11 protein-coding genes are annotated in these 14,127 nt (G+C 61.0%); 5 read left to right on the top strand and 6 right to left on the bottom strand.

Annotation, left to right across the window (positions count from 1 at the left end):
• Positions 1-116 precede the first annotated feature (116 nt).
• The 3 genes from ACYVD1_RS14010 to ACYVD1_RS14000 are packed head-to-tail and all read left to right on the top strand — an operon-like array spanning position 117 to position 3,065.
• Positions 117-1,634, top strand: a complete 1,518-nt coding sequence (locus ACYVD1_RS14010; protein WP_460772074.1) for an MDR family MFS transporter — start codon at positions 117-119, stop codon at positions 1,632-1,634.
• 1 nt (position 1,635) lies between these two features.
• A complete protein-coding gene (locus ACYVD1_RS14005) occupies positions 1,636-2,844 on the top strand; it encodes a cytochrome P450 (protein WP_460772071.1) in 1,209 nt (402 codons plus the stop codon).
• Positions 2,841-3,065: a ferredoxin gene (locus ACYVD1_RS14000; protein ID WP_460772069.1), complete on the top strand. Its 225-nt coding sequence runs from the start codon at positions 2,841-2,843 to the stop codon at positions 3,063-3,065. The genes ACYVD1_RS14005 and ACYVD1_RS14000 overlap by 4 nt, the downstream gene beginning before the upstream one ends.
• A 758-nt stretch (positions 3,066-3,823) precedes the next feature.
• Here ACYVD1_RS14000 and ACYVD1_RS13995 read toward each other — a convergent pair.
• The 5 genes from ACYVD1_RS13995 to ACYVD1_RS13975 all read right to left on the bottom strand — a co-directional run bounded on the left by ACYVD1_RS13995 (position 3,824) and on the right by ACYVD1_RS13975 (position 7,895).
• Complete coding sequence (locus ACYVD1_RS13995; RefSeq protein WP_460772090.1) at positions 3,824-4,747, bottom strand: exonuclease domain-containing protein; 924 nt, start codon at positions 4,745-4,747, stop codon at positions 3,824-3,826.
• Positions 4,748-5,175: 428 nt separating this feature from the next.
• A complete protein-coding gene (locus tag ACYVD1_RS13990) occupies positions 5,176-6,063 on the bottom strand; it encodes an SLATT domain-containing protein (protein ID WP_460772067.1) in 888 nt (295 codons plus the stop codon).
• Positions 6,064-6,084: 21 nt separating this feature from the next.
• Entirely contained in the window at positions 6,085-6,534 is a 450-nt protein-coding gene (sepF, locus tag ACYVD1_RS13985; protein ID WP_460772065.1) for a cell division protein SepF, read from the bottom strand.
• Positions 6,535-6,759: 225 nt separating this feature from the next.
• The gene (locus ACYVD1_RS13980; RefSeq protein WP_460772063.1) at positions 6,760-7,257 is read right to left on the bottom strand and encodes a PIN-like domain-containing protein; all 498 of its coding nucleotides are present in this window, start codon (positions 7,255-7,257) and stop codon (positions 6,760-6,762) included.
• The gene (locus tag ACYVD1_RS13975) at positions 7,254-7,895 is read right to left on the bottom strand and encodes a MerR family transcriptional regulator (protein ID WP_460772060.1); all 642 of its coding nucleotides are present in this window, start codon (positions 7,893-7,895) and stop codon (positions 7,254-7,256) included. The genes ACYVD1_RS13980 and ACYVD1_RS13975 overlap by 4 nt, the downstream gene beginning before the upstream one ends.
• Before the next feature lie 499 nt (positions 7,896-8,394).
• Here ACYVD1_RS13975 and ACYVD1_RS13970 point away from each other — a divergent pair, with 499 nt between their 5' ends.
• Positions 8,395-9,576, top strand: coding sequence for a tyrosine-type recombinase/integrase (locus ACYVD1_RS13970; protein WP_460772058.1), 1,182 nt, complete (start codon positions 8,395-8,397; stop codon positions 9,574-9,576).
• Between the two features lie 177 nt (positions 9,577-9,753).
• A complete protein-coding gene (locus tag ACYVD1_RS13965; RefSeq protein WP_460772087.1) occupies positions 9,754-10,512 on the top strand; it encodes a DUF2637 domain-containing protein in 759 nt (252 codons plus the stop codon).
• Positions 10,513-11,207: 695 nt separating this feature from the next.
• On the opposite strand, the gene ACYVD1_RS13960 is transcribed toward ACYVD1_RS13965, so the two are convergent.
• A complete protein-coding gene (locus ACYVD1_RS13960; RefSeq protein ID WP_460772056.1) occupies positions 11,208-14,105 on the bottom strand; it encodes a pPIWI_RE module domain-containing protein in 2,898 nt (965 codons plus the stop codon).
• Positions 14,106-14,127 lie beyond the last annotated feature (22 nt).

Raw genomic sequence — 14,127 nt, 5'->3', positions numbered from 1 at the left:
CGGACCATCCGCTCAGCGACCGTCGACATCAACGGTCAAGAACTCACCCTCGAGCCCAAGATCCCCGAGCACGCGAAGACGATCCTCGAGGCAATCGGGGTCACTAAGCCCAATGGGTGAACTCAGGTCAGACGATCGTCTCCACTGCGATGCCGACGATCGCCGGGCAGCTCGGTGGTGTTGAACACCAGGTATGGATCACGACCGCGTACCTGCTGGCAGTCACGGTGGTGATGCCGATCTACGGCAAGTTCGGTGATGTGTTCGGCCGACGCAAGCTGTTCCTCATTGCCATCGCGCTGTTCACCTGTGCTTCGGTCGGCTACGCCTTAGCTGGGGACTTCTGGACCTTTGTGGTCTTCCGTGCCGTCCAAGGGCTGGGCGGCGGCGGATTGATGATTCTCTCACAGGCGATTATCGCCGACATCATCCCAGCCAATGAACGCGGAAAATACATGGGCCCGATGGGCGCCGTCTTCGGTATTTCGATAGTCGCAGGACCGTTGCTGGGCGGGTTCTTCGTCGACCACCTCGTCTGGCATTGGGAATTCTACATCAACATCCCTATTGGCATCGCTGCGTTCCTCATTTCGGTGCTCACACTTACCTTGCCCAGCAAGCGGGCTGAGAAAAAGATAGACATTCTCGGCGCGGTGCTTCTCTCCGTGGCGACCACATGCCTCATCCTCGTCACTGAATTCGTTGGAAGCACTAATCATGGCTGGATTTCGGCGGCGACCTGGGCATGGGGAGCAGGCCTGGTCCTGGCCGCCAGCCTGTTCGTGCTGGTTGAATCTCGCGCTGAAGACCCGATTATCCCGCTCTCGGTATTCCGCAACCGGATCTTTGTCCAGACCACAGCGATCGGCTTCGCCCTGGGTCTGGGAATGTTCGCGACGATCTCCTTCGTACCGACCTTCCTGCAGATGTCGGTCGGCACTTCAGCCACCGCTTCGGGGCTGCTCACGCTGCCCATGATGGCAGCGTTGATGGGCACAGCTGTCCTCTCGGGCGTCCTTGTGACGAGGACCGGTCGCTACCGCATCTACCCGATCATCGGCCTGGTGCTGACGATCCTCGCGCTATTGGCTCTGACCACCCTGACCGCCACAACACCGGTCTGGCTGATCTGCACCTACCTCGCAGTGTTCGGGCTCGGCCTCGGTCTGGTCATGCAGATCATCGTGCTGGTGGCCCAGAACGCCGTGTCCGCCGAAGCGGTGGGTACCGCTACCAGCACCAACAACTACTTCCGAGAAGTCGGCGCTTCGCTGGGTGTCGCGGTATTCGGCGCATTCTTCACCACCCGATTGAGCGAACGCCTCACGGTGGTCTTCTCAGGTGCTGACGCGAGTCCTGGAGACGCCGCCACCGCTGCCGCAACCATCGATCCGGCGACTCTTCGCGAGCTGCCCGAGCAGGTCCGCGAAGGCGTCGTGGCCGCCTACTCCGATGCGTTGGCTCCAGTGTTCTGGTACCTCATCCCATTCCTGGTCGCAGCACTGCTGGTCGCGCTCTTCGTAAAGCAGATCCCGCTATCTGACCAGTCCGGACTCGTCGCACGAGGTGAGGCCCTCGCCAGCGCCGACGCCAAACGCCCCGAACGCCACCACGCGCAACCGAAGGAGACCTGAGATGAGCGAGCCTACGCCCGCAACCACCTCACTGCCCACGACCCGCCCGACCCCCTTCGACCCGCCCTCCGAACTGTCGCTGCTGCGCCGGGAGGAGCCCATCACCCCACTGGCCTACCCGGACGGCCACTCCGGTTGGTTGGTGACCAGCTACCCTCTGGTCCGACAGGTCCTGGCCGACCCCCGGTTCAGCGCCCGCAGCGAGCTCGGGCACAACCCCGCGCCCGGAGCGGATCCCACTCCGCCGCACCCGGCTCCGCCGGGGATGTTCCTCAGCCACGACCCACCCGAGCACACGCGCTACCGACGCCTGCTCACCGGCCAGTTCACTGTCCGCCGGATGCGTCGACTCACCGAACGCGTCGAACAGATCACCGCTGAACACCTCGACGTCATGGAACAGCTCGACCCGCCGATCGACCTGGTGGAGGCCTTCGCCTCTCCAATTCCCGCCTTGGTGATCGGGGAGCTGCTCGGCGTCGCCGGCGATGCGGTGGACCGATTCCAGCACGCCGTGGAGGCGGTGTCGCGGACGGACTCCACCCGGGCAGAGAAGGCCGCCGCCTTCACCGAGATGCAAGAGTTCCTGACCGGGCTGGTGGCCGACAAACGCGCTGAGCCCACCGACGACCTCCTCAGTGACCTGGTCACTACCAGTGAGCTGGCGGACGACGAGCTCTCCAATATCGCGTTTCTCCTGCTAATAGCCGGGTTGGACACCACGGCCAACATGCTTGGTCTTGGTGCGTTTCTACTGCTGCTCCACCCGGAGCAGATCGTCGCTTTGCGCCGGGAGACCGAGCACAGCGTCCGCGTCGTCGAGGAGTTGTTGCGCTACCTGAGCATCGTTCCCTTCATCACGCGCACGGCACTGGAGAACCTCGAATTGGGCGGGAGGCTGGTTCGTGAGGGCGAGACGGTCACCGTCTCGACCGCTGCGGCCAATCGCGACCCGGAGGTGTTCCCCGAAGCCGAGGCCTTGGATCCGCACCGTTCGACCGGCGGTCACCTGGCTTTCGGCCACGGCATTCACCAGTGCCTGGGCCAGCAGCTCGCCCGGGTGGAGATGCAGGTTGCCTTCCCGGCGCTCTTCGCCCGGTTCCCGACTCTGCAGCTGGCCGTGCCAGAGAAGGACGTTCCGACACGGGAGGACATGGCCATCTACGGCGTCCACAGGATTCCCGTCACCTGGGATGGGGAGCAGAGATGAGGGTTCAGGCGGACCGGACGGTCTGTGTCGGGGCCGGGATGTGTACGTTTACCGCGCCGGAGGTGTTCGACCAGGGGGAAAAGGACGGGCGGGTCGTGCTCCTGGCGTCGGAGCCTCCGACCGACCGTCGTGATCAGGTGGCGGAGGCCGTCGAAGTGTGCCCGTCGGGAGCGATCACCGTCGTTGAAACCCGGTCACGTCGTGAGATTCCCCGTCCGTGACGACACCGGGCGTTGTTGTGGCTGGTAGCCCATGGGTACGGGTCGTGGGAGGTCCTGGGGTGGAGCGACAGCCCCTGCGAACCAGATCCCGGAGCTCTGGATGTCGCCCAGTGGTACGCACCCGATGTCCGCTGTGATCCGCTAGAGATCCTCAATTGGACCTGGGAGGATTTCCCGAATTGGAGGGAGTGCATCGAGGCACAGCGCGGTTGAGCGGGGGATCCGCCAGCCACGCTCGTTGGCGCTGTCAAAGGCGTTCACGCGGATTCAGGGTTGTGTAGCCCCCAAGGGTGCTGGGATGTGTGTGGCGGGTCTGCAAGAGCGCTGGTTGGCGGATGCGGGGCCGTCCTGGGCAGAGTCCCACACGGCCAGGAAAGGGCAAAGTGCTCCGCGAGGTCCACCCCCACCTGCACTTACCTTGTACCGGGGAGCACACGAGGAGCACACATCGCCCCGAAACGCCGCGAGGAGCCCTCTCGGGGTCCTCGTACACCCCTCTGACCTGGGGTTTTGTGGTGCACCCGGCAGGATTCGAACCTGCGGCCGTCGGATTAGAAGTTCCATGGTCGCGTACCGCCACGTGTTACTTCGTGCCGGTGCGTCCCGCACTATCCGAATCAGGATGCCGTCCCGTGTCGTGTAATACCCCCTGCTGACGTCCCAGTCCAAAACTGCGGAGCACAAACGGAGCACACAATGGCTCGGCGTGTCCAAGGCGTGGGGCCAAGTTCCGGCCCTTCAACGCAAGCGTGGTCATGTTAGCTGTGCAGGCGTCGCAGGAACTCATCCTCGTCAATAACTTCGATGTCCTGTCCGGATTTCAAGAGCGATTCAGCTTTCTGAGCCTTGTTGCTCAGCGTGTTCTCTGGATTGAGCTGGTTCTGGGTTGCCGAGACGAGGATGTCGGTATTCTTGGTGACGCTCTGCGTCGCCTGTGCACCAACTTCAGCGAGCTTGCTGTGTGCCTCTTGCCTGGTCATAGAAGTCAGTTTTCCTGTTAAGCACACGATCGCTCCGTAGAAAGCACCGTCCGGGTCAGCATCGAAGTTGGTTTCGGGTAAAGCTTTACGCCTCGCGCTGTGACCGCGGTAGTGACTGCCCAGCCACTTGCCCGTCGACGCCATGTAACCCCATCGGATCTGATGGCCACGCAACAGATCGCCCAGTGATTCGGTCTCGGCAATTCGCAAAGACGCGAGCATAATCTCGGCTGCTGCGGTGGCGTCCGCGCCTGCGTCATGGTGATCGGTGAAGGCGATCCCAGCGGCATCCGCACAGTAGGGAAGCTGGTAAGAAAGCAGTTTCCAAGTACGGCGAGACACGACCTGCGAACATGTGTAACGAACTTCGGGCCAAGGCAGGCCATCGGCGTCGCACGCGGCTCGGATAACGCTCATATCGAAGCCAGCGTTGTGGGCCACAAGGGGAAGGCCATCCGAGTACGTCATGATGTCAGCTAAAGTCGTTTCCCAGGGTGGGGCGTCTGCCACATCATCGGAGTTGATGCCATGGATTCCGACATTGAATGAGTTGAAGTAGTTCAGCTTAGAGGGCGGCTGAACCAGGGTGCTCCAGGTATCAGATTTACGGCCGTTGATGACTTTCGTCATGCCAACAGCGCAAGGGCTTCCCCGGTGTTCGTTTGCCGTCTCAAAATCGATGGCAACCCATGAAGAGGACATGGTGCCTGCCTTTCCGTCGTATGGATCAGAGTCAAGGGACATGAGACCCTATGCTGTGGGATGACTTGTTTCTGGTTGCTTAGAGCTTGTTCCCTACAGGCTGTGCGGGAGGTTGCGGTGTGTGCCGTGACCACCTCCCGTCAGCCGCCAGCCAGTCTGAAGGGATCGGCTTTGAACCCGCGGATTAAAAAGCCACGGGATGGCAGGTAATTCGCCTGGTGTGTGGTGATTCGTTCCGGCCTTACGGGCCCGCTATGCTATTGGAGGCCATGGAAGACCACCACAGACCATGCGCTTCCGGAACACCGGAGCTATCAAGAGGTACTTCTCGGCCTGCCACTGATCGACCATAATCCCGTGGGGACTGCGAGCGTTTGGGTGAGGAGTTGTCCTTCGCGATTTCGACAGAACCAATCGAAATACACCTGTCATTCACTCACTGCGCGAGCCTCCGGGGGTTGTTCAAGGTTTTGCTGTCGCTTTTTCTGTTCCGATTTCAATCGATGAACTTCCGCAACAAATTCCTCTAGTCGATCTTCCTCTCTTTCAATGTGCTTGTATCTTCCCACGCCAATTTCAACTGCCTCCCATTCGCTTTCAATTGCATCCGCGGTCTGTTGCAAGTAGAAACTGCGTTCCTTGTATTTATAATATCCCATAAAGCCGCTTGCGACGCCGACTGAGAAAGTAACACCCATAACAACCCAACGAAATTCCAGAATCTGACCCGCGAGGCCGGCGACACCTGTCGCAGCAAGCGAACCAACAATCACCACACCTTGGAGCAGGTTGTTCACCCGGCGGTACCAGCGACTTTCGGTACGCAATTGATCAATATCAGAATACGCGTCTTCCTTGTACGCAACTCTACGAACCTTTGGGGGAACATCTTTGTTTGCAACAACTAGCTTTCGCTGGTCTCTCAAGGTGGCCAATCGCAACTCCAGGTCACCTTCACTTGGACGCCGCTTGTCACCTTTAAGAATTCGGTCCCAGAACCGAATGTCGAGCGGAACATCTTTTGTAGATTCCGAATCAGCCTGTGGAAGCCCTCCTGGGGTTCTCTTTAGATAAAAAGATGAAAAAGCAAAATAGAGAGCAGCTGGAATTGCCGGAATGAAGACAGCGATTTTAATTAGGCCATCTATAAACGGAAGCCAAAATAGTACGTAAAGAATCAGGCCGAATGCTGGTCCCATGGCAAGGGCAATATTTGATCGGATCCTCCGACTTTGCGCCACCTTCAGGCTATGCTCTTTCTGCCTGATCTGATGATTGAAGTGGAGAAGGTCATATTTTTCAACAGACTCTGACATTCGATGCCCAATCGATTCAAGTTAATCAGGAGGAGTCAAGATTACAACCTGGTCTGTTACGCGGTATATCCATCCTCTCGAAGCAACGGCCATCCCACTGCAGAAGTCAACCAGTCGAGCTGCCTGTCGAGGACTCATTCCCTTTAGGTCAATCGAGAGCACCCGGTTTTCGCGAAAACGCATCGACACCTCTCCAATTGCAGATTGATAGTCGCGTGGGGAGTAGTGCAAGATTTTCCCTATTCGAACATCGGGCTCTTGGCCCATGATCGCGCTATGAGAATTCATCTCCTCGGCACTTGCAAGTGAACGCTCAAGCTCTTCGGGGGACTCAAAAAGCGTGGGGGCTATCTCTTTCGAATTACTTGTCTCTTCCTGCTTTAGGCTTGCCCGGAAGGCCGAAAAGGCCAGAACCAGAGCAAGGATGACTGCAAAAATTAACAGCCATGACTGGATTGACTCGATATTCACGGAGTCGGCATACACAAAAGAAGGCATCCAAGATCATTGATTCGTGGCAAGTGTTCAGAGAAATTAAAAGAGGCTTGGGGTTCAGGATGATTGTCCAATCCCAGGATCTTTAATTCACGCATTCAGGTCGAATCTAAATTACTTGCAGCGCTGTGTGGGGTGCTTGTATTCTCCGAAATATAAGGTCGGAGACATAGCATCCATGATGGTGGTTGTGTTGGCGCGCTAACGGGATGATGGATTTTGTGGAAGGGACTTGGAGGGGCGATTATTTCCGTGCCTGCGCCTGCCAGGCCAATAATTTGAGATATGGTCGATTCCAGGATGAAGCACTCTAAAATTTTCCGCGCGCTGCCGAAGATTGGTAATGCTCACGATTCGCTGTCCATCAGATTCTTCCAAAGTATCTGCTATCCCCCGGATTGCAAACAGCACGGAAGCATAGGCTCGGGCGGCACCGCCAAGCCCATTCGCTAGCTCATAATGGACATAGTGAAGTCCTGACCTCTTGATGGCTTTGCAGGTTTGGGGATCGAGGAGTTGCTTACCATCATTTGTGATCAGTACGTCCCAGCCTGACCTGCTAGCTTTCGCGTAGAGTCCCGTGTCTGAGGTTTCTTTCCATCCCAGGTTTTCTGTGTGATCTACCTCATGGGATCGGAGGAGCTGTTTCAGCGGGTCGAGTAGCTGTGTGGGGGCGTTTTCATCAAGCAGGAATTTCACCCAGCGGCCTGTTCTAGCGGCCCCCGCGTCGCACGCTCGGAAATATAATCAGCAAACTTCTTAGCGCCCGCTGCTCCAGAAGCAGAGACCGAAGGGTAGAATTCCCTGATCTCTTCGGGTGCAACTCCATCGACGATGAGAGAAGAGACCTGGTCGTAGCGCACCCGAGTTCCCTCAATTACCGGATAACCGCTGCAAACCTCGCTGCGAATGCTTACTCCCGAGACTGGCTGCCTCAATGGCAGCACTTCTCCTGTGCGGTTCGAGTTGAACCGGTCAAGGACGTCGAAGAGGGTGGCCACGACATAGTTGCCTGGCTTTTTGAGCACGTCGATCGCTTCTGCGCCGTGAGCGAGAACGATCGTTTCTCCCCATTTGACGAACTTATACTCAGACAAGTGTTCATTCTTGCCTAAGTCCTTGGCGTTATTAATGGCCTTGCGGATAGCCTGGAGGGACAATCCTTCCTGCTCACGAAGGTAGACAAGTGAGCGGAGGGCGACTACATCAGCGAAGGAGTAATAGACCCTACTGCCATCGTGATAGCTAGGCTCCAGTACAGGAGGTTTGCGTCTCCAGTGCGTGAGCTGAGCAGGTGTTGCGCCTGACAGGGCTACCGCAAGGTCCGGGGGATACATACGGCTCCCTCCTCACACTGGTCACTGGTGTCAGCAGAGATCTTATCTGGTTGGTGCCTGCCAGTGGGGTGCTGACCAGTACAGGACATACCCGGACAGCGGTAAACCATCCCTGGTTGTAAGCGTCTCCGCGCGTCGAGGCATTCGGGCCCTCTGAGTGGCAGCAATTGTTTCGTGCCGAGTTCGATGGAGGCCCACCTGTGTGCCGGGATCGCCTCCCGTCACCCGGGAGGTGGTGAGCGATCCTGCAAGTCACTCACCCGTGGAGACCGGGCATCGCATCATTTCTGTTCTGGGGCGGACACTGGTTGTGGGGGTGTTCGACGTGTCTGGATCGGGTTGGGTTTACAAGCGGTGCGGGTGCCGTGGTGTCAGGGGTGTGAAGGCTCGGGAGGGTCGGTGCCCTGGGCTGGCCAGGCGAGGGCATGGGAGTTGGTACTTCGCGCTGGAGCTGGACCATGACCCGGGTGGTCGGCGTCGGGTGCGTCGGGGCGGGTTCGTGTCCAGGGAAGCAGCCCGCGAGGATCTGCGCCGGGCGCGGGAGCTCGAGGGAGGCGACACCGATCCGGCAGTGTTGACGATGGGGGAGTGGCTGGAACACTGGTTGGCCACCCGTACCCGGTTGCGGCCGCTGACCCGGACCAGTTACGCCGAGCACATCCACCGCCACCTGCAACCCCACCTGGGTGGTCTGGTCCTGGAGGAGCTGACTCCCGCCGTGGTGGCGCAGGCCTTCGCCTCCATTGCTCAGCACAGGTCGCCTACGGGCGTGCTGTTGTCGGCGGCGACGGTGCAGCGGGTGCGGGCCACGTTGCGGGCGGCGTTGAACACCGCGGTGCGGGAGGGGTTGGCCTCGAATCCGGCTCGAGGGCTGCGGTTGGAGGGCGGTCGTGCGACGCGGCCGGTGGTGTGGACCGAGCAGGCCGTCGCGGACTGGCGCAATGGCGGGGTGCGGCCGGTGGTGGCGGTGTGGACGGTGGAGCAGACCCGCGCGTTTCTGGACCACGTTCGCGAGGACCGGTTGTACGGGTTGTTCCATCTGGCGGTGATGACGGGGCTGCGTCGGGGCGAGGTGGTGGGGTTGCGCTGGCCGGACATCGATTTGGTGCGGGGGACGGTGCGGGTGGAGCGCCAGCTGCAGTCGCACCAGGGAAGGTTGGTGGAGCTGGCTCCCAAGAGCGCGGCGAGTCGACGGATGCTGTCGGTGGACCACACCACCTTGGGGGTGTTGCGCCGCCACCAGTGGTACCAGCAGCAGGAAGCACAGGGTCAGGGGCGGGTGTGGGATCCGCGGGGGTTCGTGTTCACCGCCCTGCGGGGTGGGGCGTTGGCTCCTGAGCGGTTGTCGCGCCTGTTTCGGAAGCTGAACGCTGAGAGCGGGTTGCCGCCGGTGCGGTTGCATGATCTGCGCCATGGGGCGGCGACGTTGGCGTTGGCGGCGGGGGTTGAGCTGAAGGTGGTCCAGGCGATGCTGGGGCACGCGAGCATCGTGCTGACTGCGGATACCTATTCCACGGTGTTGCCGCAGGTGGCGCGGGAGGCGGCGGAGCGCACGGCGTGGCTGGTGCTGCGCGATGCGGGCAGAGCCCATCGGCGAGGGAGGGCACGAAGGGTGCGTAGAGGGCTGGCCCCACCTCGGCCCCATCCTGGCCCCATCAGTACGAGAGTACGACGAGAGTGAGGCTGTTTCACCCCGTCTGACCTGGGGTTTTGTGGTGCACCCAGCCCGACACAATGCGAACCTTCAGCCTGTGATCGAGGGGCCACAGATCGAACTCCTGCCTGCTCACGCCAAGGTCCGTCGGGACGGCTACCGCGGTTCGCGGGATGAGCGTCCGGGTGCGGGGGAGTGATCGCGATGAAGACTTCGCGTTGGTCCCGGTGGGTCACCATCGTCTCTGTTCTGCTGTTGGCGCTCATCGCAGCTGTGGTGAGCTACAGCCACATGTATGAGTTGGCGCTTCGCCATGGCGAGCCCGAGTGGCGCGCGGCTCTGTTCCCACTATCGGTCGACGGCATGATTGTCGCTTCTTCCATGACGCTATTGAGTGACGCTCGCCACGGCCGCAAAGGGGGCCTGCTGCCCTGGATGTTGCTCGTCATCGGCTCGGGAGCGTCCTTGGCGGCCAATGTCGCGGTGGCCGACCCCACGATGTGGTCGCGGATCATCCACGCCTGGCCCTCGTTCGCTCTGATCGGTGCGTATGAACTTCTCATGCGGGAGTTCCGCACGGCCGCGCGCAGCGTACGCAGTGCTGACGCAGCGCGTACGCACTCGGGTGACGAACCCCCACTGCAGGACCGGGCGGATATGGAGACCTCCACTGCGGAGCCACAGGGCAGGCGGCATCTGCACGTGGTGCACGAGCAGGCCGTGGTCTCAGAAGACATCGATCTGACGGAGGCAGGTGCCGGTGATCGGCTTCCTCCTAAGGTGCAGCGGGATGCTTGGCAGTGGGCTTTGAAGAACCCCCAGGAAGACGGTTCACTGCCGACTGGTGAACAGATCGCGGCACGCTTCCACCGGAAGGAACGGTGGGGGCGACTGATCAAAGAATGGGGCAAGCAGGGTCGCTTTGATGCGCTGCCTCCGGTGACGTCTACCGTGTCGAGGTAGTTCCGGTCTCGCAGTGACCTGTGCCAACAAGGATTCACCCAGTTCAAAGCACCAGGCGGACCATGTCGACATTCTCGGCGGCTTGTAGTGACTCCAGGAGCTGTTGTAGGTCATGCTGGGAAAGAGCCATCGTGTGTCCTTGGGTGAGGAACTTCAGAGCTTCTCTCACTCAGACGGTCACACGATGGCTCGCCTGGTTTCTATAGCCCTGCAGGTCAGATCCCTGAACCCGGAGTTAAACCACGCCAGGGGCATGGCCCTGTTCTGCTCCTTCAGCTCCGAGAAGCAGGATGAAAAAGGCTGACCGTTCCAGGCCCGAGCTTAGATGTGGGCTGAGGAGTGGGAACAGGAGCACGGAGAGCTGCCCGACGGGAAGAAGTTCGGTGAACGATTCGGCCGGAAGGAGCGCTGGGGCCGACTAGTGAAGGAACGAGGACTCTACGAACGGGCATCCTCTCACGCAAGTGCGGGGTCCGACCCAACCACACGAGGGTGCTCCCGTCAGCCTCGAAGAGTAAACGACCGGGTTTACAGGTAGTGTTGCTGTTGCGCCGAGGGCTTCCTGAAACTTTTGCAGTTGTCAGGTCTACCAAGGGCCCTCCATCACGCTAATCCAGCTGTGTAGAGTTCAGGTTTCTTGGGCCGGGAAGTGCCGAGAGGAACGTGTGGGGGCGTCAGCTGACACCCCCACAGGTTCACTCTTCGGACTTCTCGATTTCCAACTCCGGGGCCAATTGCAGCGGTTCGTCCGTCTCGGGTCCACTTGTCGGTACGACGGTGTCGTCGTCGGGGACGTTCTCGTAGGGGAGCGCGTATTCCTTGGTGAGCGCCGCCATGTGCAATGTGAAGGGCAGGACTAGCTCGGTGCTGACGTCTTCGGTGTTCCGCTGTTGCTGCAAGAACATCGCCCAGGTTTCGGGGTCGTCTCCCTCGCACAGGCCCGCCATGGTCAGCTCGATGAGTTGAGGCGTGCCCACCTGAGCGTCGGGCTGGTGCATGTTCCGGTCCGGAGCCTTCTCACCCGGCTCCTTCGGACGTCCCTTGATCGAGTGTGGCGTGAGCTTGGTGGTCGCCGTGTGGGCCTGCATGGAGTCGGGGCGCTGGGCGGAGGCGTAGAAGACGCGCCCACTGGGATCGAGGTCTTCTGGCAGCCACACCCCCTTGGCCATCCCGGCCGGCTTGTCCTCTTCCTCGGGGACGGCCCACCAGTCGGGGGTCTCGTTGCGATCGTTCGTCGCGACACGGGCGACCCGCAACCGCTTCCAGCGCGCTCGCATGCGCTGGACCGGACCGTCTCCCAGCACGATCCGGTCCTCGAGGAGCCCGGGGTTCAGCAGCCACGGCCAGCGATAGCGCGCGTTCTGCGCGTGGGTGATCACCAGTGTGTCCGTTCCGCGCAGTGCGTACAGTGTGTTCTTGACGAAGGTGGCGGTGGTCTCCGTCTGTGCCCGCGCCGTGGTAGTGGTGCTCACTCGTCCGGTCAGTTTCTTGAGTAGCTCGGGGTAGGGGATCCACTCGGTCAACTCGGGTGTGCGTCCCAGGACCAGGCTGTCACCACGTGTGTACACCGCTACGGGGGTGAACTGTCGGTGGTTGCTCTTGGAATCGACACTTCGCTTGACGATCCAGAAAGCGACCTGGGCGAGATCTTCCGGGACCTCGGGAGCGAGGGTGTGCCGGGGGGTGAGCACGATGCCGAGTTGGCGAAGTCCGTCCGCCCAGGCAGCTTTCGCGCGATAGGCGGCATCCTGATCGCGCTTGTCCTCCTTCACTTCGCGATCGAGCGGTCGAAAGAACTGGCTGACCAGGCCGGCGTCCGCGAAACCGAGGCGGAGCGCGCCCTTGGGATCGTTCCGGGGACGGAAACCCTTGAACGTCGAAGGGCGAAACGGGCCCTCCAACTCGACGAAGGACAGAAACGGTACCTCGACGTCGTTCGTCGAGCCGAGGACCTCTTGCATCTTCGCGGTGGCCTCGGCGCGTCGCGCGGCGATCGCCTCCTCCATCTTTTTACGGGAGAGGGACTCGTGCTCACCGCCCAGTGGAGCGCCAAGCTCGCCCAGGTCCGTGACCTTAACGTAGACCTCGAGCTCAGGTGTGGACCAGACCCACTCGTCGGGACCGCTGCGCTGTCGGTAGGGCGCCAGCCCCAGGTGATTCTCAGCCGCCTGGAGCAGGTGGTCGCGCATCACCGTGCTCTGGTGAAAGACCACAGCGGACAGGGCCTGCTTGCCGAGACCCTCCTCTCCCAAGGCTGTCGCTGCTCGTGCCCGGTACCGAGCGGCGTTGCGGGCAGAGATGCGTTCGTTCTCTGCCTCGACGTCCTGCCGCTCTTCAGGGCTGGCGGCCTTCCTGATCGATCTCGTCTGCTCCAACTCGGCGGCCGGGTTCCGCTTGGAGACGGTCGACTTCTTCAACGGGGCCACGGGCGTGAGCTGAGGAGCGAGTGCTTGCCCGGCCCACTCGACCAGACGTCTGCGTTCCTCGGGCATCAGACCGGCCTTGACACCGTGGCTTCCCATCGTGGTGTGGTGGGTCACGGCCAGGCTGAGGCCACCCTGGCCGTCGATCCAGTCGGCGGCGTCTTTCCTGAGGACATCGGCCGGGGGGAGCGCGTCCAGCATCGAGATTCGGGTGAGCATGCCACCCGGACCACCCTCGCGCCATTCCACCTGCCTGGTGTGGCGGTTCCAGGCGATATCGGCCACCGCGAACCTTTCGGGTACCGGACCGTCCGGTACCAGGGAAGAGTCGGCGAGCAGGTAGACGGAGGCGGCCTGTACTCCCTTCATCGTCACCTTGCTGCTGACCCATCGGCGGATTCCCGTGGCCATGTGGATCCGAGGGATCGGAGAAAAGGGAGAAGTGCGTAGAGACAGCCGGATGTAGGCCGAGTAGCGGTGGGCCACATGGCCTGACTTCTTCGTGAAACGGAGCGGAGGCCAAGAGATCAGCTCGGCCTCGGTGTCGATGAGCCCGGCAGCGCGTCGGAAGCGGAGCCGTTCACCGCCGTGCTCGTAGGGCGACTCTTCCGAGAAGGCTGCGATCTTGTCAGCCAGGTGCTCGGGGAGCAACCGGAACAGCCGGGGGTCAGGAACGGACGTGCCGCCGTCGGAGAGCTCTTGGCTGGTGAGATCGACGCCGTTTAGTTCCCACTGAAGGTCAGAGGTGTCCAGGATCCTCATGGATTGGCGAATCCGTCGGTAGGATTCCGCGTCCGGCTCGCCGCGGCCGTCGTGCCGAGGATCGAACATGTCTCGGAGCCAAGCACTGAGGAAACCGCGTAGCACCGCTGGAGGATAAGGCGTGTTCGCGTACAGCCAGGGTGTCTCATCGTCGATGGAGGCGTCCCTGCCTGTTGCCACCAGGTTGGGTGCTGCTGCCCTCATTAGGCGGTCCAGGCGGCGGATGGGAACCCGGCGCCGCTGAAGCACCTTGTCCCGACGTTTCTCCGGGACGCTGTCGGCGTACAGCCCGAGAACGGCTTCACGCCATTGAGCGGGAAAGGAGATCGTGTGGAAGTGATGGTAGAGGGGGTCGGCATCGGGGCTGTGGATGAAAGCGGCTGGCTGAATGGCCTTGTAGGAAACCATGCCGATCTCCTTTCGTTCGGTT

The organism is Nocardiopsis nanhaiensis, from assembly GCF_054778635.1.
This window is presented reverse-complemented; position numbering and strand designations above follow the sequence as displayed.